The sequence below is a fragment of the Winslowiella toletana genome (genome assembly GCF_017875465.1).
GTDB lineage: Bacteria > Pseudomonadota > Gammaproteobacteria > Enterobacterales > Enterobacteriaceae > Erwinia > Erwinia toletana.
Map to the genome: position 1 here is coordinate 3,625,664 of NZ_JAGGMQ010000001.1, position 16,270 is coordinate 3,641,933.

The window sequence follows — 16,270 nt, forward strand, 5'->3', positions numbered from 1 at the left end:
ATAATGAGGGAAATTTAATGAGCTTTTTCATTTCTGACGCAGTAGCAGCAGCTGGCGCGCCGTCTCAGTCAAGTCCTTACTCCCTGGTGATTATGCTGGTGGTGTTTGGCCTGATTTTCTACTTTATGATCCTGCGCCCGCAGCAGAAGCGTGCGAAAGAGCACAAGAAGCTGATGGATTCCATCGCCAAAGGTGATGAAGTGCTGACCACCGGTGGTCTGGTTGGTCGTGTGACCAAAGTCGCTGAAACCGGTTATGTAGCAATTGCGCTGAACGATACGACGGAAGTTGTGGTCAAACGTGATTTCGTGGCTGCCGTTCTGCCGAAAGGTACGATGAAGGCGCTGTAATTTTAGTTTTTCCCTAAGGGAACTGCCGTGTTAAACCGTTATCCTTTGTGGAAGTACATCATGCTGGTCGTCGTCATTCTTGTCGGCCTGTTGTACGCACTTCCCAACCTTTATGGTGAGGATCCGGCTGTTCAGATCACTGGTGCGCGCGGTGGCGCCGCCAGTGAACAAACGCTGGGTCAGATCCAGGAAGCATTAAAACAAGACAATATCCAGAGCAAGTCCATTGCGCTGGAAAATGGTGCCATTATGGCGCGTTTTGCCAACGGTGATGTGCAGCTGCGCGCCCGTGAAGCAATTATGAAGGTTCTTGGCGAGAATTACGTTGTCGCACTTAACCTCGCACCAGCAACGCCAACCTGGTTGAGCATGCTGGCGGCCGAACCGATGAAACTCGGTCTCGACCTGCGTGGTGGTGTTCACTTCCTGATGGAAGTCGACATGGATACCGCGCTGGGTAAACTGCAAGAGCAGAATACCGATAGCCTGCGTAGCGACCTGCGTGACAAATCTATTCCTTACACTAACGTTCGTAAAATTGATAACTACGGTGTTGAAGTGCGCTTCCGTGACGCTTCTGCCCGTGACGATGCGGTGAGCTATCTGTCCAGCCGCCATCGCGATCTGGTTATCAACAGCAGCGGCAGCAATGCTCTGCGCGCGGTGATGAGCGACGAGCGTCTGCGTGAAGCGCGTGAGTATGCGGTTCAGCAGAACATCACTATCTTACGTAACCGTGTTAACCAACTGGGTGTGGCCGAGCCACTGGTGCAGCGTCAGGGTTCTGACCGTATCGTGGTTGAGCTGCCAGGTATCCAGGATACGGCGCGTGCGAAAGAGATTCTGGGGGCAACCGCCACGCTGGAGTTCCGTCTGGTCAATACCACTGTCGATCAGTCTGCGGCGGCCAGTGGCCGTGTGCCGGGCGATTCGGAAGTGAAAAACACCCGTGAAGGCCAGCCTGTTGTGCTGTACAAGCGTGTGATTCTGACCGGCGACCATATTACCGATTCCACTTCCAGTACCGATGAGTACAACCAGGCGCAGGTGAATATTTCACTGGATGGCGCGGGTGGTAACATCATGTCCAATTTCACCAAGGACAATATTGGTAAACCGATGGCGACGCTGTTTGTTGAGTATAAAGACAGCGGCAAGAAAGATGCCAACGGTCGTGCGATTCTGGCGAAACAGGAAGAGGTGATTAACGTCGCTAATATCCAGTCGCGTCTGGGTAACAGCTTCCGTATTACCGGTATCAGCAATCCGAACGAAGCACGTCAACTGTCGTTGCTGCTGCGTGCCGGTGCGTTGATTGCGCCAATTCAGATCGTTGAAGAACGCACCATCGGTCCAACCATGGGGGCGCAGAACATCACTCAGGGTCTGGAAGCCTGCTTATGGGGCCTGGTGGCGTCTATCGTCTTTATGGTGGTTTACTACCGCAAATTCGGTGTGATTGCGACTTCTGCGCTGATTGCCAACCTGGTGTTGATCGTCGGCATTATGTCCTTGCTTCCGGGCGCCACGCTTACCATGCCGGGTATTGCCGGTATCGTACTGACGCTGGCGGTAGCAGTCGATGCTAACGTACTGATCAATGAGCGTATTAAGGAAGAGCTGAAGAATGGACGTTCCATTCAACAGTCGATCCATGAAGGTTATAAAGGCGCGTTCTCCAGTATCATCGATGCTAACGTTACGACGCTGATTACCGCCATCATTCTGTACGCTGTGGGTACCGGTTCGATTAAAGGCTTTGCGATTACTACCGCCATTGGTGTAGTAACCTCAATGTTTACGGCGATCGTCGGTACACGTGCCATCGTCAACCTGTTGTACGGCGGCAAACGCATCAACAAGCTGTCTATTTGAGGAGTGCGTTGTGGCACAGGACTATAGCGTTGAACAACTAAACTACGGGCGTAAAGTTCATGACTTTATGCGCTGGGATAAACTGGCTTTCACCCTTTCCGGGCTGCTGTTGATTGCGTCAGTGATCATTATGGGCGTGCGCGGATTTAACTGGGGGCTGGATTTCACCGGCGGTACCGTCATTGAAATTACCCTTGAGAAACCGGCTGAACTGGACACCCTGCGTGGCGCGCTGGAGAAGTCAGGTTTTGCTGAACCGCAGGTGCAGAACTTTGGTAGCAGCCGTGATGTGCTGGTGCGTATGTCACCACACGAAGGCAATGCGGGCCAGGAGCTGGGCAGTAAGGTGGTGAACATTGTTAATCAGGCGACACAACAAAATGCGACCGTAAAACGCATTGAGTTTGTCGGGCCGAGTGTCGGTAGCGATCTGGCGCAAGCCGGTGGTATGGCGCTGCTGTCAGCACTGATTGCGATTCTGATTTACGTCGGTTTCCGCTTTGAGTGGCGACTGGCGCTGGGCGCCGTGCTGGCGCTGGCGCATGACGTGGTGATCACCATGGGTATTCTCTCGCTGTTCCATATCGAGATTGACCTGACCATTATTGCCTCCCTGATGTCGGTTATCGGCTACTCGCTGAACGACAGTATCGTGGTATCGGACCGTATTCGTGAGAACTTCCGCAAGATTCGTCGCGGCACGCCTTACGATATCGTCAACGTCTCGCTGACGCAGACGTTGAGCCGAACCATCATGACCTCGGCGACAACGCTGGTGGTGGTGCTGATGCTGTTTATCTTCGGTGGCGCACTGCTGGAAGGCTTTGCGCTGACCATGCTGATTGGTGTTTCGATCGGTACTATCTCTTCCATCTACGTCGCCTCTGCGCTGGCGTTGAAACTGGGCATGAAGCGCGAGCACATGCTGCAGCAGAAAGTGGAAAAAGAGGGTGCGGATCAGCCGTCGATTCTGCCTTAAGCCATTGACAGCGGGAGCCGATAACGGCTCCCCTACGTAGGGGCGGCGTTTACGCCGCCCTTTTTTTATCTGCCAGCACTCTGGAGCGGCACAAGATCATGTACGCGCACATAACCCAGTTGCTCCGGCTGGATACCGCTTAAACGCAGGGACACCGTGGTTTCGGCTTTTGGCAGCAGTGAGGAGGGCAGCTCAATGCTCTGCGACTGACGGTCAGCAGCCAGTGGCTTACCGGTAATCGGATCCAGCTCACCCCACTCAACCAGCGCCGTCAGCGGCACCAGCGGCTGTTCCCCGGCGGCACGAATATGCAGCAGCGCACGAGTGCCATTGGCTTCCGCTTCGACATGGCTTAATGATAAGCGCAGTTCACCGACATTGCTTTGCAGCAGCACGGCGGTATTAGCATTCGGCAGCAGCCAGGCTCCCTGCGCTGCGCCGCTGTTCAGTTGATTTTGTTGTTCCAGCACCGTGGCCTGATCGGTTAGCTGACGCATCTGCTGATTTAATTTGCCGACTTCGTTATGCAGCTGATTTACTGCTGTCGGCTCTGGTGCGGCGCAACCCGCCAGCAGCAGCATCGATGACAGCATGCTGAAGGATAAAACGTTGGTCATTTTCATGTAGTTAGCTCCCTGCACTGAGGTATCAACAGTGTGACTGCCTTATAGCGTTAAGCATAGCGTAAATTATCGCTAAGCCGTTGAAGCCTGTCGCGTAATGGCTATTTGTGGCTAACTTCAGTGAAACATCGGGAATGCCACTGGCGGTTATTTTGTTAACCGGCACTTCGCGCTACACTGTTGCCCAATTTGGTGAATATCAGGAAGCGTTATGCATTGCCCATTCTGTTCTGCAGTGGATACCAAAGTGATTGACTCCCGTCTGGTTGGTGAGGGCACCTCGGTGCGCCGCCGCCGCCAGTGTCTGGTCTGTCATGAGCGTTTTACCACTTTCGAAGTGGCAGAGCTGGTGATGCCGCGAGTGGTGAAAAGCAATGATATCCGTGAACCTTTTAACGAAGATAAGCTGACCAGCGGCCTGATGAAGGCGCTGGAGAAACGTCCGGTAAATTCCGACGACGTGGAAAATGCGATTAGCCATATCAAAACCCAGCTGCGCGCCACCGGTGAACGCGAAGTGCCGAGCAAAATGATCGGCAACCTGGTGATGGACGAGCTGAAGAAACTGGATAAAGTGGCCTATATTCGCTTTGCCTCGGTTTATCGCAGTTTCGAAGATATCCGCGAATTTGGCGAAGAGATCGCCCGGTTACAGGATTAGAGCATGCGCGATGAATTTTATATGGCCCGGGCGCTGGAGCTGGCGCGTCGAGGGATGTTTACCACCACGCCGAATCCGAATGTCGGCTGCGTAATTGTGCATGACGGTATTATCGTTGGCGAAGGCTGGCATCAGCGTGCCGGCGAACCGCACGCGGAAGTGCATGCGCTGCGGATGGCAGGTGAACGCGCGAAGGGCGCTACTGCCTATGTTACGCTGGAGCCGTGCAGCCATTTTGGCCGCACGCCGCCCTGTTGCGATGCGCTGATTCACGCTGGCGTGACGCGGGTAGTGGCCGCGATGCAGGATCCCAATCCTGAAGTTGCCGGACGCGGTTTATACCGTTTGCAGCAGGCTGGAATTGAGGTCAGTCATGGCCTGATGGCAAATGAAGCCGAAGCGATTAATCGCGGCTTTTTAAAACGGATGCGCACCGGCTTTCCCTGGGTGCAGCTGAAACTGGGCGCTTCGCTTGATGGCCGCACCGCGATGGCCAGCGGCGAAAGCCAGTGGATAACCTCGCCGCAGGCGCGGCGCGATGTACAGCGCCTGCGTGCGCAAAGCTCGGCAATTCTCAGCAGCAGCGCGACGGTGCTGGCGGATGATCCTGCGCTTACCGTGCGCTGGACGGAGCTGGACAGCGCCAGCCAGGCGGCGTATGCGCAGACGGATTTGCGCCAGCCAACGCGGGTGATTATCGACAGTCAGAACCGCGTCACACCACAGCATCGTCTGATTGGCCAGCCGGGCAGCACTATTCTGGCGCGCCTGCAGGCGGATGGATTGAGCTGGCCGGAAGGCGTCGAACAGCTAAAAGTACCGGCAGTCGATCAGCAACTGGATCTGGTGCTGCTGCTGATGCTGCTGGGCAAGCGCCAGCTGAATACCCTGTGGGTGGAAGCCGGCGCCAGCCTGGCGGGCGCTCTGCTGCGCGCCGGGGTGGTCGATGAGGTGATTGTTTACCTTGCGCCGAAATTATTGGGTGACAACGCCCGTGGCCTTTGCCAGCTGCCGGGATTAACGCAACTGGCTGATGCGCCAGAGTTTTCTTTTAGCGACGTCCGTCAGGTTGGGCCAGACTTACGTCTGACGCTGACTCCTCGCTAGTGGCCTGCGGAAAAGCGGAAGCAGACCGACAAAGAGTATGATAGAATCCGCCCCCCTGCGGGGCCAAACAGAACCCTGAAAGGACGAATATGAAGATTATTGAAGCTGCAGTTGCCACTCCTGATGCGCGCGTTGCTATTGTTATTGCGCGTTTTAACAACTTCATCAACGAAAGCCTGCTGAGCGGCGCCATCGACGCGCTGAAGCGTATCGGCCAGGTAAAAGATGAAAACATCACTGTTGTCTGGGTTCCGGGTGCTTACGAGTTACCTTTAACTGCGCGTGCGCTGGCCAAAGCCGGTAAACACGACACAGTTATTGCCCTGGGCACAGTGATTCGTGGCGGCACTGCGCACTTCGAATATGTTGCTGGTGAAGCAAGTTCTGGTCTGGCGAATGTTGCAATGAACAGCGATATTCCGGTGGCGTTCGGCGTGCTGACGACCGAAAACATCGAGCAGGCCATTGAGCGAGCGGGCACCAAAGCGGGTAACAAAGGCGCAGAAGCGGCGCTGACTGCACTCGAAATGATTAATGTATTGAAAGCCATCAAAGCCTGATTTTTTTTGTAAGGGGAATTTTGTGAAACCTGCTGCACGTCGTCGTGCCCGTGAGTGCGCTGTCCAGGCGATTTACTCCTGGCAGCTGTCGAAAAACGACATCGCTGATGTTGAATACCAGTTTCTGGCGGAACAAGACGTCAAAGACGTTGATATTAACTATTTCCGTGAGTTAGTGGGCGGCGTTGCGACCAACAGCGCATACCTCGACGGTCTGATGAAGCCTTATCTGTCGCGTCAGCTGGAAGAGCTGGGCCAGATTGAAAGAGCCATCCTGCGCATTTCATTGTTTGAACTGAGCAAGCGTGCTGATGTGCCGTATAAAGTGGCCATCAATGAAGGTATCGAACTGGCGAAAGTATTTGGTGCTGATGACAGCCACAAATTCGTCAATGGTGTACTGGATAAAGCCGGTCCTTATATTCGCCCGAATAAAAAATAATCACCTCAGGCCGGTTCTCCGGCCTTTTCTTTACGTCTTAGCGGAACGCATTTATGGCATGTGGCGAATTCGAACTTATCGCGCGTTACTTTAACCGTGTGACAAGCTCTCGTCGCGATGTGGAAAAAGGCATTGGCGACGACTGCGCGTTACTGAATGTGCCGGAAAAAAAGACTCTGGCGATCAGTACCGACACGCTGGTTGAAGGCGTCCACTTCTTACGTGATATCCATCCGGCCGACTTAGGCTACAAAGCGCTGGCGGTAAATCTCAGCGATCTGGCGGCCATGGGTGCCGATCCGGCATGGTTAACACTGGCGATCACTCTGCCTGATATCGATGAAAGCTGGCTGAAGGCGTTTAGCGACAGCCTGTTTGAGCTGCTGGATTACTACGATATGCAGCTGATTGGCGGTGATACTACGCGCGGCCCGCGCAGCCTGACGTTAGGCATTCATGGTCTGGTACCGACCGGACGAGCGTTAAAACGTTCGGGCGCCCGCCCGGGCGACTGGATTTTTGTTACCGGCACGCTGGGCGACAGCGCAGCCGGCCTGGCGTTATTGCAGCATGCTATCCGCATTGCCGATCCGGCAGCCTGCGAAGCGCTGATTAAACGTCATTTACGACCGATGCCGCGTATTTTGCAAGGGCAGGCACTGCGTGATCTGGCCAGCTCTGCTATCGATATTTCCGATGGCCTGATCTCTGATATTGGTCATGTGCTGAAGGCCAGCGACTGCGGCGCGCGTATCAATCTTGATGCGTTGCCGCTGTCCGCAACCCTGACGGAGCATAGCGAACGCGAACAGGCGCTGCGCTGGGCATTAGCCGGCGGTGAAGATTACGAGCTGTGCTTTACCGTACCGGAAATTAACCGTGGCGCGCTGGATGTTGCGCTCGGCCACCTTGGCGTGCCTTATACCTGTATCGGTCAGATGGCGCCAGCGTCGGAAGGGCTGACGCTGATGGAGCAGGGCAAGCCGGTGGAATTTAACCTGAAAGGATTTGACCATTTTGACGCGCGATAAAGACGTAGCCAAAAGCCGTCTGAAAATGAGTAATCCCTGGCATCTGCTGGCAACCGGTTTTGGTAGCGGCCTGTTCCCCTGGGTTCCGGGCACCTGGGGCTCGCTGGCGGCGATCCCGTTCTGGTGGGCCATGACTTTTTTACCACTGCAGATCTATTCGCTAGTGGTGATGCTCGGTATCTCGCTCGGGGTGTATATCTGCCATCGCACCGCCAAAGATATGGGCGTCCACGATCACGGCAGTATCGTCTGGGATGAGTTTATCGGTATGTGGATCACCCTGATGGCGCTGCCGGTGATGGAGTGGCAGTGGGTGGCCGCTGGCTTTGTGATTTTCCGTATTCTCGATATGTGGAAGCCATGGCCGATTCGCTGGTTTGACCGTAATGTGCATGGCGGCATGGGAATTATGGTCGACGATATTATCGCCGGGATAATTTCCGCCGGGATCCTCTATTATCTTGGACATCACTGGCCGTTGTGATTTTTTATCCCCCGCTGCCAGGCGGGGGAATAACCACTGTTTTCTGCTGTCTGTTCCCCGTTTACCTGCCTTAAATTTTGCATTGGTTTACTTGCGGTACTATTGCCTTGCGTTACTAGATCTGGTTACTATGCGCTGCACAAAAAGATCATCGTCTTTTCTGTGACTCATGGATCGTTTAATAAAAGGACAAAATATGCGCAAAACTTCACTCATTCTGCCCTTAGTCGCCTTGATGGCTTTTACTACAGCAGCTAAAGCGGAAAGTAACCATACATTTTCAGCAGGTTATGTTCAAAGTGACTTCTTAAAATCTAAAGGTATTAACGCCAAATATCTTTATAGCAACAGCGAATTCCCCATCGGATGGGCGGCATCTTTTACCACCACCAACAAAGATCAAGACCTCGGATTTGGGGCGAAAAATGATTACAGTTATTACTCCCTGACGACCGGCCCGACTGTCACTGTGGCCGATTTAGTCACGCTGTACGCGCTGGTTGGCGTTAGCCGTGGCGGGGTCAAGTACACCTGGGGAGATTTTACCGCTAAAGAAAAGCTTTATGGTTTCAGCGGGGGAGTAGGCGCCCAGCTGCATCTGGCGAAGAATTTCGTCATCGATGCGGGCTATGAGCGTGGTAGCCTGGCGCAAAAGAAAGGATATGATGCCAAAGAAGAACGCGTTGATTTAAATATGTGGACGGTCGGCCTCGGTTACCGTTTTTAATTCACGGGCCTGCAGATGGGCGGTAAAGCTTTACCGCCCGAATTGATTATTCGAATCCCACGACGTGGTGCGGTTGATACACCGTTTCCAGTTCGGCGATCTCCTCGCTGCTCAGTTCAACCTCTACTGCTTTCACTAAATCGTCCAGCTGTTCGGCACGCGATGCGCCAATAATCGGTGCGGTTACAGCAGGTTTGCTCAGCATCCATGCCAGCGCCACCTGCGCGCGACTGACGCCTCTGTCGTCAGCAATAGTCGCGACCCGTTGTGCGATAGCCGCATCATTCTCTTCACTCTGGCTGTACAAGGTTTTGCCAAATTCATCGGATACTGAGCGCGCAGTGGTTTCGCCCCACGGGCGGGTCAGACGCCCTCGTGCTAACGGGCTCCACGGCAATACCGCAATATTCTCCGCCAGGCAGAGCGGATGCATCTCGCGCTCTTCTTCGCGCTGAATCAGATTGTACTGATCCTGCATGCTGACAAAGCGCGTCCAGCCATGCAGGTCGGCGGTGTAGAGCGCTTTAGCAAATTGCCAGGCGTGCATTGAAGAAGCGCCGATATAACGTGCCTTGCCGGATTTCACCACATCGTGCAGCGCTTCCAGCGTCTCCTCCAGTGGCGTGTCATAATCCCAGCGATGGATCTGTAGCAAATCGACGTGTTCCATCCCCAGCCGCCCAAGGCTGTCATCAATCGATTGCAGAATATTTTTGCGCGACAGGCCACCGGCCAGATTGCTCAGCGGGAAATAGACTTTGGTGGCGACCACAATTTCATCGCGTCGTGCGTATTCGCGTAGCGCCCGGCCAACGATCTCTTCGCTGCTGCCATCGGAGTAGCTGTTCGCGGTGTCGAAGAAGTTGATGCCGGCGTCCAGCGCCTGCTTGATCAGCGGTTTACTGCTCTCTTCCGGTAGTGTCCAGGCGTGGTTGCCGCGATCGGGTTCGCCAAAGGTCATGCAACCTAAGCAGAGACGGGAAACCTGCAGGTTGGTACTGCCTAATTGGATCGTTTTCATTATGGCTCCGCTGTTTGCGTAGGGGTGGCGTTCACGCCGCCCGGTGGTGCAAAGTATAGGCTCGGGAGCCGAAAACGGCTCCCCTACAACGCCAGCCAGTTGTTAATCTGTGCACGAATTCCTTCGGCATCCAGCTGAAAATCATGACGAACTTCGTCCTGAGTGCCCTGTGGAATAAACTGATCCGGCAGACCAATATTCAGCACCGGCACCGGACGACGTTTAGCCATCAGCAGCTCATTGACGCCGCTGCCAGCGCCGCCCATGATGGCGCCTTCTTCCAGCGTCACCAGCGATTCATGGCTGGCTGCCAGTTCCAGAATCAGCGCTTCGTCGAGCGGTTTTACAAAACGCATATCAACCAGCGTGGCGTTCAGCGCTTCGGCAGCTGCCGCCGCTTCCGGCAACAGAGTGCCAAAGTTAAGGATTGCCAGTTTTTCACCGGCGCGCTTTTTCACGCCTTTACCGAGCGGCAGCGCCGCCAGCGGCTCCAGCGTAGCGCCGGTGCCGGTGCCGCGTGGGTAACGTACCGCACTTGGGCCATCGGCGTAGTGATAACCGGTATACAGCATCTGGCGACATTCATTTTCATCGCTTGGCGTCATAATCACCATACCCGGAATGCAGCGCAGGAAGGCGATATCAAACGCCCCCTGGTGGGTCTGACCGTCGGCACCGACAATGCCACCGCGATCGATAGCAAACAGCACCGGTAGTTTCTGGATCGCCACATCGTGGATCAGCTGGTCGTAGCCACGCTGCAGGAAGGTGGAGTAAATCGCCACCACCGGCTTATAACCACCAATCGCCAGACCGGCGGCAAAAGTGACCGCATGCTGCTCAGCAATCGCCACATCAAAGTATTGCGCCGGATAGTCGCGCGAAAACGCCACCATGCCGGAACCTTCGCGCATGGCCGGGGTGACGGCCATTAATTTGCTGTCATCGGCGGCGGTTTCGCTCAGCCAGTTACCGAAAATTTTTGAGTAGCTTGGCAGGCCTTCCACGCTTTTGGGCAGCAGGCCGCTGGCAGGATCGAATTTCGGCACCGCGTGCCAGCTAATCGGATCTTTCTCGGCAGGAGCGTAACCTTTGCCTTTTTTGGTCATCACATGCAGGAATTGCGGCCCTTTCAGGCTGCGCATATTCTTCAGCGTCTGTACCAGCGCCAGCACATCATGGCCATCAACCGGGCCGATATAGTTAAAGCCCAGCTCTTCAAACAGCGTGCCCGGTACTACCATGCCTTTCAGGTGTTCTTCGGTGCGTTTCACCAGCTCTTTAATCGGTGGCAAGCCAGTCAGTACTTTTTTGCCGCCTTCACGCAGGCGCGCATAGGTTTTACCAGAAAGGATCTGCGCAAGGCGATTATTCAGTGCGCCAACGTTTTCTGAGATCGACATCTCGTTGTCGTTCAGCACCACCAGCAGATCGGGTTTGATATCGCCCGCGTGGTTCATCGCCTCAAACGCCATACCGGCAGTGATCGCGCCATCGCCAATCACGCAGGCAGTGCGGCGGCCTTTGGCCTCTTTTTCTGCCGCTACCGCCATACCCAGTCCGGCGCTGATCGATGTCGAAGAGTGACCGACGTTCAGTACGTCATATTCACTCTCTTCACGCCACGGGAAAGGGTGCAAACCGTTTTTCTGGCGAATGGTGCCGATGCGTTCACGGCGGCCAGTAAGAATTTTGTGCGGATAAGCCTGGTGACCAACGTCCCACACCAGATGATCGAAAGGCGTGTTATAGACGTAGTGCAGGGCAACCGTCAGCTCGACCACGCCAAGCCCGGAAGCAAAATGTCCGCTGGAGCGGCTTACGCTGGCGAGCAAATATTGTCGCAGCTCATCACACAGCTTTGGCAGGCTCTCTTTCGGTAATAAGCGTAGCTCTTGTACCGAATTTGCCAGGGCTAATGTTGGGTATTTTGCAATATCAAAACTCATCAGAGACTCATCGTGGCTGTTATTTATCGCGTTCAATTATGAAGCTTGCTAACGTTTGTAATGACGTTGTATTTAAAGATTGCGCAGCAAGCGTCTCTAAAGCACTCAGGGATTCCTGATACAGCTCCCAGGCTTTTGCCCGGGCATTTTCCAGCCCCATTAACGCTGGATAGGTGCTTTTACCTAAGTCCTGATCGGCGCCCTGGCGTTTGCCCAGCACCGCGGTATCACCGACAACATCCAGAATATCGTCCTGCACCTGGAAAGCTAAACCGATGGCGCTGGCGTAGCGATCGAGCGCCGGCAGCGCCTGAAGTCCGCGTTCACCGGCGGTCAGTGCGCCTAAACGCACGGCGGCGCGGATCAGGGCGCCGGTTTTATGGCGATGGATCTGCTCCAGCGCCGCTAAATCAATCTGCTTGCCTTCCGCCGCCAGATCCAGCGCCTGGCCACCGCACATACCAGCGACACCGCTGGCCTGCGCCAGTTCGGAAATCATCGCGATACGGTGCTGCGCGCTGACGCCGGGCATCGGTTGATCGGCCAGAATCGAAAACGCCAGCGTCTGCAGGGCGTCTCCCGCCAGAATCGCGGTGTCTTCACCAAATTTAATATGGCAGGTGGGCTGGCCACGACGCAGGCTGTCATTATCCATCGCCGGTAAGTCGTCGTGAATCAGAGAATAGGCGTGAATACACTCCACCGCAGCAGCAGGCGCATCAAGGCTGGCCGGGTCGGCCTTTAACATTTCGCCAGTAGCGTAAACCAGAAACGGACGTAATCTTTTACCCCCTAATAATGCCCCATATTCCATGGCATTAACCAGAGGAGAACTCTGAAAAGGGAGTGGGCCTAATAGTCGGCTCAGCGCGGCATTAACGCGATCGTGATAAGCGTTGAGTAACCTGGAGAAATCCATTATTCACTGTCCGGGGTAAAAGGGGTCAGTTCTGCGTCTTTATCGTCACTCAGTAAGATTTGTACGCGTTGTTCGGCCTGTTGCAATTTCTGCTGGCCGCTACGCGCCAGCTGGACACCACGTTCGAATTCATTAAGCGCCTCTTCCAGCGGCAGATCGCCACTTTCCAGACGGGTAACAATCTGTTCAAGCTGCTGCAGTGAAGTTTCGAAGCTGGCGGGCTGTTCGGCTTTTTTCGGCATAATACGTATCTGCTCAGTGGTTTTTCATCATCATGCAATCGGTTATGGTAGCCGACTAAAATTAATTAGCAAAATAATGATATGGGCGGCGGTTGCTGAAGCAGTCGCCTGTCAAAGGTGATATACTTTTGCGCCTCGGATGCAAAGGGCTGAGGCCATTTTGCAATACTCTTGATTTTAACAGCTAAGTGCTTCGATTTTTAGCACTTAATTGCCCAACGAACCCTTGCCGCCATGAAGTTTATCATTAAATTGTTCCCTGAAATCACGATCAAAAGCCAGTCTGTACGTTTGCGCTTTATCAAAATTCTGACGGGGAATATTCGTAACGTTCTTAAAAACCATGATGACTCCCTCGCCGTTGTACGCCACTGGGATCATATTGAAGTGCGCTCCAAACATGAAGAGCGTCGTGCCACTATTGTCGATCTGCTCACGCGTATTCCTGGTATTCACCATATTCTGGCGGTAGAAGACCGCGAATACACCGACGTGCACAATATCTTCGAGCAGACGCTGGAAATGAACCGTGAGCGTATTGAAGGCAAAACCTTCTGCGTACGCGTTAAACGTCGTGGAAAGCATGAGTTTAGCTCACAGGATGTCGAGCGCTATGTCGGCGGCGGTCTGAATCAGCATGTCGCCACGGCGCAGGTGAAGCTGAATAAACCGGAAGTGACGGTTAACCTCGAAATCGAAGACGATCGGCTGATTCTGGTGACCGCACGCCACGAAGGTATTGGCGGTTTCCCGATTGGCACCCAGGAAGATGTGCTGTCGCTGATCTCCGGTGGTTTCGACTCCGGCGTATCGAGCTATATGCTGATGCGTCGCGGCTGCCGTGTACACTACTGCTTCTTTAATCTTGGCGGCGCCGCCCATGAAATTGGTGTACGCCAGGTTGCGCACTATCTGTGGAACCGCTTTGGCAGTTCGCATCGCGTGCGTTTTGTCGCCATCAACTTTGAGCCGGTCGTTGGCGAGATCCTCGAAAAAATCGACGATGGCCAGATGGGCGTGGTGCTGAAACGTATGATGGTGCGCGCAGCTTCACGCGTTGCCGAACGTTATGGCGTGCAGGCGCTGGTCACTGGCGAAGCGCTGGGGCAGGTTTCCAGTCAGACACTGACTAACCTGCGCCTGATTGATAACGCCAGCGATACCCTGATTCTGCGTCCACTGATTTCGCATGATAAAGAGCACATTATCAACCTGGCGCGTCAGATCGGCACTGAAGATTTTGCCCGTACTATTCCGGAATATTGTGGTGTGATTTCGAAAAGCCCAACGGTCAAAGCGGTGAAAGCCAGAATCGAAGCGGAAGAGCTGAATTTCGATTTTACCATTCTCGATCAGGTGATTGAGCAGGCGAACAATGTCGATATTCGCGAAATCGCTGAGAAAGCGCAGGAAGAGGTGGTTGAAGTCGAAACTGTCGCTTCGTTCGGTGGTAATGACGTGGTGCTGGATATTCGTTCGATTGACGAGCAGGACGACAAGCCGCTGAATATTGAAGGGATGGAAGTGAAATCACTACCGTTCTATAAGCTCAGCACCCAGTTTGGCGACCTCGATCAGAGTAAAACCTGGTTGCTCTACTGCGACCGTGGCGTGATGAGCCGCTTGCAGGCGCTGTATCTGCATGAGCAGGGCTTCAATAACGTTAAAGTTTATCGCCCGTAAAAGCAGGGGCGGCTTCGGCCGCCCATTGCCCGTTATTCCACCCATTCCCGATAATCAAAAATCCCCGCCGCCAGCACCAGTTGTGATGCCACTTCATGGGCTTTCTCTTTGCCGACAATCAGGTCGATAAGCTTCAGAGCGAAGTCGATAGCGGTGCCCGGTCCCTGACTGGTAAGTAAATTAACGCGCGGATCCCACACCACACGCTTATCCATCCACTTGCCTTCCGGAATCGTCTCTTTCAGTCCTGGATAACCGGTCATATTGCCGACCGGAAACAGATTGTGGGGCACTAATACGGTACCGGCGGCCGCGCAGATAGCGGCGACAATCCGTCCGGAGAGATGGAACTGGCGCACGCTTTCGACCAGCAGCGGACTGTCGCGAAAGGTCTCTGCGCCTTTCAGACCGCCGGGCAATACAATAGCGGCAAAATCGTTATCCGCCACTTCTACCAGCGGCGCATCCGCCAGCAGGCGTACGCCACGGGAACAGACAATTTCGCGTTCGCCGTTGCTCTCCACGCTGGCGGTAGTGACCTTCAGTCCGCCACGCACCAGTAAATCGATGGTGGTGACCGCTTCGCTCTCTTCAGTTCCATGTGCCAGGCAAACCAGCACCGATGCGCTCGCGTTCATAATCTTGCTCCTTTCGCTTAACCAATTCATACAGACGACTGTTTTCCGGCGTGGCAATGCCCTGCGCGCGCGCGCGGCGCAGCAGGTAACCGGTAATATATTCAATTTCAGTGCGGCGCTGGCTACGAATATCCTGCAGCATCGACGAGGTATTGGCGGCAGTACTGTCGATAATCGCAAACACATAGTCCATCAGACTGTCGCGCGAGGTATGCTGGCCTTCACGTTCCATCACCGTGGCAATCTCGTCACACAAACGGCTGATCTCATCGCGATACGGCAGTAAATCACCATTGCGGCAGTCATAGATCACCGTTAGCGGGTTGATCACGCAGTTAACCGCCAGTTTCTGCCAGCTGGTGGAGGCCATATGGTTATGCCAGGCGACATCCGGCAGCGCATGATGCAGGGTATCGGCCAGCTCACTCAGGCTGGCGCTCTCCGGAGTGCCGGGGCCAATATGGGTGACGCCATTCGCAACATGAATAATTACCGTGCCATCACGTTTTGCCGCATGGGTGGTAATACCCTGCAAAATCGGCTGCGTCAGGCTCTTAAGCTCATCAATGGTCCCCATACCGTTGTGCAGCAGCAGTATCGGGCAGTGCGGCCGCAGCAATGTTTGCAGATTGCGTACCGCTTCCGAGACCTGCCAGGCTTTCAGCGTTACCAGCAGCAGTTCGCTCTCAGCCAGAAACAGCGGATCGTTGGCAATATAGGTCTTATTAATTACCTGACCGTTGAGATCGATAACGTTCACTGAGCAGTAAGGCTGTGGAACGCGTAGCCATCCCTGCACCTCATGTCCCTGTTGATCCAGAGCGGACAACCAGATCTGCCCTAACGCACCGCAACCCAGAACGGTAATTTTCATTCTTCCTCCCCGCGTGCGGGTTTTTGCTGTGCCATTTAGCAGCACACAGCTTTAATTATAGCTTTCTCCGCTGGCGGTTTTATTTGACCGCCACAAGCGAGTATT

18 protein-coding genes are annotated in these 16,270 nt (G+C 54.3%); 11 read left to right on the forward strand and 7 right to left on the reverse strand.

The annotated features are described in order from the left end of the window. Positions 1 to 17: 17 nt before the first annotated feature. From yajC to secF, 3 genes are read left to right on the forward strand one after another with little or no spacing between them, the layout of a single operon-like run. Complete coding sequence (gene yajC / locus J2125_RS16855; RefSeq protein ID WP_017800909.1) at positions 18 to 350, forward strand: preprotein translocase subunit YajC; 333 nt, start codon at positions 18 to 20, stop codon at positions 348 to 350. Positions 351 to 377: 27 nt separating this feature from the next. Continuing rightward, positions 378 to 2,225: a protein translocase subunit SecD gene (gene secD / locus J2125_RS16860; protein ID WP_026111666.1), complete on the forward strand. Its 1,848-nt coding sequence runs from the start codon at positions 378 to 380 to the stop codon at positions 2,223 to 2,225. Between the two features lie 10 nt (positions 2,226 to 2,235). Then, positions 2,236 to 3,204 carry a protein translocase subunit SecF gene (gene secF, locus J2125_RS16865; RefSeq protein ID WP_017800911.1) on the forward strand — a complete coding sequence of 323 codons (969 nt, stop codon included), beginning with the start codon at positions 2,236 to 2,238 and terminating at the stop codon, positions 3,202 to 3,204. 65 nt (positions 3,205 to 3,269) lie between these two features. Here the strand turns inward: secF and J2125_RS16870 are convergent, their stop codons facing one another. After that, positions 3,270 to 3,827: a SadB/YajI family lipoprotein gene (locus J2125_RS16870; RefSeq protein WP_017800912.1), complete on the reverse strand. Its 558-nt coding sequence runs from the start codon at positions 3,825 to 3,827 to the stop codon at positions 3,270 to 3,272. Between the two features lie 211 nt (positions 3,828 to 4,038). Here J2125_RS16870 and nrdR point away from each other — a divergent pair, with 211 nt between their 5' ends. From nrdR to J2125_RS16905, 7 genes are all read left to right on the forward strand, one after another. Continuing rightward, entirely contained in the window at positions 4,039 to 4,488 is a 450-nt protein-coding gene (gene nrdR, locus J2125_RS16875) for a transcriptional regulator NrdR (RefSeq protein ID WP_026111667.1), read from the forward strand. 3 nt (positions 4,489 to 4,491) lie between these two features. Beyond that, positions 4,492 to 5,595 (forward strand): bifunctional diaminohydroxyphosphoribosylaminopyrimidine deaminase/5-amino-6-(5-phosphoribosylamino)uracil reductase RibD, encoded by a 1,104-nt coding sequence (gene ribD / locus J2125_RS16880; protein WP_017800914.1) that lies wholly within the window; start codon positions 4,492 to 4,494, stop codon positions 5,593 to 5,595. A gap of 89 nt (positions 5,596 to 5,684) precedes the next feature. Then, positions 5,685 to 6,155 (forward strand): 6,7-dimethyl-8-ribityllumazine synthase, encoded by a 471-nt coding sequence (ribH, locus tag J2125_RS16885; protein ID WP_017800915.1) that lies wholly within the window; start codon positions 5,685 to 5,687, stop codon positions 6,153 to 6,155. Positions 6,156 to 6,177: 22 nt separating this feature from the next. After that, positions 6,178 to 6,597, forward strand: a complete 420-nt coding sequence (gene nusB / locus J2125_RS16890) for a transcription antitermination factor NusB (protein ID WP_017800916.1) — start codon at positions 6,178 to 6,180, stop codon at positions 6,595 to 6,597. Positions 6,598 to 6,650: 53 nt separating this feature from the next. After that, positions 6,651 to 7,628: a thiamine-phosphate kinase gene (gene thiL, locus J2125_RS16895; protein WP_017800917.1), complete on the forward strand. Its 978-nt coding sequence runs from the start codon at positions 6,651 to 6,653 to the stop codon at positions 7,626 to 7,628. Next, complete coding sequence (pgpA, locus tag J2125_RS16900) at positions 7,606 to 8,112, forward strand: phosphatidylglycerophosphatase A (protein ID WP_026111668.1); 507 nt, start codon at positions 7,606 to 7,608, stop codon at positions 8,110 to 8,112. The genes thiL and pgpA overlap by 23 nt, the downstream gene beginning before the upstream one ends. 196 nt (positions 8,113 to 8,308) lie before the next feature. Next, entirely contained in the window at positions 8,309 to 8,839 is a 531-nt protein-coding gene (locus tag J2125_RS16905; RefSeq protein ID WP_017800919.1) for an Ail/Lom family outer membrane beta-barrel protein, read from the forward strand. A gap of 46 nt (positions 8,840 to 8,885) precedes the next feature. Here the strand turns inward: J2125_RS16905 and J2125_RS16910 are convergent, their stop codons facing one another. From J2125_RS16910 to xseB, 4 genes are all read right to left on the reverse strand, one after another. Further along, complete coding sequence (locus J2125_RS16910; RefSeq protein WP_017800920.1) at positions 8,886 to 9,860, reverse strand: aldo/keto reductase; 975 nt, start codon at positions 9,858 to 9,860, stop codon at positions 8,886 to 8,888. 83 nt (positions 9,861 to 9,943) lie between these two features. Further along, positions 9,944 to 11,809: a 1-deoxy-D-xylulose-5-phosphate synthase gene (gene dxs, locus J2125_RS16915; RefSeq protein ID WP_017800921.1), complete on the reverse strand. Its 1,866-nt coding sequence runs from the start codon at positions 11,807 to 11,809 to the stop codon at positions 9,944 to 9,946. A 19-nt stretch (positions 11,810 to 11,828) separates the two neighbouring features. Then, a complete protein-coding gene (gene ispA / locus J2125_RS16920) occupies positions 11,829 to 12,728 on the reverse strand; it encodes a (2E,6E)-farnesyl diphosphate synthase (RefSeq protein ID WP_026111669.1) in 900 nt (299 codons plus the stop codon). Next, entirely contained in the window at positions 12,728 to 12,970 is a 243-nt protein-coding gene (xseB, locus tag J2125_RS16925) for an exodeoxyribonuclease VII small subunit (RefSeq protein WP_017800923.1), read from the reverse strand. The genes ispA and xseB overlap by 1 nt, the downstream gene beginning before the upstream one ends. A gap of 234 nt (positions 12,971 to 13,204) precedes the next feature. On the opposite strand from xseB, the gene thiI reads away from it, so the two are divergent. Next, positions 13,205 to 14,653 (forward strand): tRNA uracil 4-sulfurtransferase ThiI, encoded by a 1,449-nt coding sequence (gene thiI, locus J2125_RS16930; RefSeq protein ID WP_017800924.1) that lies wholly within the window; start codon positions 13,205 to 13,207, stop codon positions 14,651 to 14,653. Between the two features lie 32 nt (positions 14,654 to 14,685). Here thiI and yajL read toward each other — a convergent pair whose 3' ends face one another. Together yajL and panE are read right to left on the reverse strand one after the other, a co-directional pair. After that, on the reverse strand, positions 14,686 to 15,291 hold the full coding sequence (yajL, locus tag J2125_RS16935) for a protein deglycase YajL (RefSeq protein WP_017800925.1): 606 nt from the start codon (positions 15,289 to 15,291) through the stop codon (positions 14,686 to 14,688). After that, positions 15,245 to 16,165 carry a 2-dehydropantoate 2-reductase gene (panE, locus tag J2125_RS16940; protein WP_017800926.1) on the reverse strand — a complete coding sequence of 307 codons (921 nt, stop codon included), beginning with the start codon at positions 16,163 to 16,165 and terminating at the stop codon, positions 15,245 to 15,247. The genes yajL and panE overlap by 47 nt, the downstream gene beginning before the upstream one ends. Positions 16,166 to 16,270 lie beyond the last annotated feature (105 nt).

Bases quoted from the DNA above. Each gene is read 5' to 3' on its own strand.
- yajC (WP_017800909.1), top strand. From the start codon at position 18: ATGAGCTTTTTCATTTCTGACGCAGTAGCAGCAGCTGGCGCGCCGTCT.
- J2125_RS16870 (WP_017800912.1), bottom strand. From the start codon at position 3,827: ATGAAAATGACCAACGTTTTATCCTTCAGCATGCTGTCATCGATGCTG.
- nrdR (WP_026111667.1), top strand. From the start codon at position 4,039: ATGCATTGCCCATTCTGTTCTGCAGTGGATACCAAAGTGATTGACTCC.
- ribD (WP_017800914.1), top strand. From the start codon at position 4,492: ATGCGCGATGAATTTTATATGGCCCGGGCGCTGGAGCTGGCGCGTCGA.
- ribH (WP_017800915.1), top strand. From the start codon at position 5,685: ATGAAGATTATTGAAGCTGCAGTTGCCACTCCTGATGCGCGCGTTGCT.
- thiL (WP_017800917.1), top strand. From the start codon at position 6,651: ATGGCATGTGGCGAATTCGAACTTATCGCGCGTTACTTTAACCGTGTG.
- J2125_RS16905 (WP_017800919.1), top strand. From the start codon at position 8,309: ATGCGCAAAACTTCACTCATTCTGCCCTTAGTCGCCTTGATGGCTTTT.
- J2125_RS16910 (WP_017800920.1), bottom strand. From the start codon at position 9,860: ATGAAAACGATCCAATTAGGCAGTACCAACCTGCAGGTTTCCCGTCTC.
- dxs (WP_017800921.1), bottom strand. From the start codon at position 11,809: ATGAGTTTTGATATTGCAAAATACCCAACATTAGCCCTGGCAAATTCG.
- ispA (WP_026111669.1), bottom strand. From the start codon at position 12,728: ATGGATTTCTCCAGGTTACTCAACGCTTATCACGATCGCGTTAATGCC.
- xseB (WP_017800923.1), bottom strand. From the start codon at position 12,970: ATGCCGAAAAAAGCCGAACAGCCCGCCAGCTTCGAAACTTCACTGCAG.
- thiI (WP_017800924.1), top strand. From the start codon at position 13,205: ATGAAGTTTATCATTAAATTGTTCCCTGAAATCACGATCAAAAGCCAG.
- yajL (WP_017800925.1), bottom strand. From the start codon at position 15,291: ATGAACGCGAGCGCATCGGTGCTGGTTTGCCTGGCACATGGAACTGAA.
- panE (WP_017800926.1), bottom strand. From the start codon at position 16,165: ATGAAAATTACCGTTCTGGGTTGCGGTGCGTTAGGGCAGATCTGGTTG.